Source organism: Bacillus sp. 7884-1, from assembly GCF_002272245.1.
Classification (GTDB): domain Bacteria; phylum Bacillota; class Bacilli; order Bacillales; family Cytobacillaceae; genus Neobacillus.
Window position 1 is genome coordinate 1 of record NZ_NPDD01000382.1, and the last position, 233, is coordinate 233.

At 39.5% G+C, this 233-nt stretch carries 1 protein-coding gene; it reads left to right on the top strand.

Going from position 1 to position 233, the window contains the following annotated elements:
* Positions 1 to 104 precede the first annotated feature (104 nt).
* Positions 105 to 233: DUF2922 domain-containing protein (locus tag CHI06_RS29225; protein WP_142301062.1), on the top strand; the 129-nt coding region annotated here is incomplete at its 3' end.

Below are 233 nucleotides of genomic sequence, written 5' to 3' on the forward strand. Positions count from 1 at the left end.
AGTTATCAATTTGTCCAATGAAACTCTTAGCAGCATTGAGAGAGTCGACAGTTCTGAATTACTAGCGTAATTGGAAAAATAAATGATAGGAGGAGGTGAATGAAATGGCTAAAACATTAGAATTGGAGTTTGTTACAGAGTATGGGAAACCGGCTCGTTTATCAATAGAAAATCCGAAGGAACCGATTGAGGAAGCCGTGGTAAAGGCAGCAATGGAGGAAATGATCGCTTCT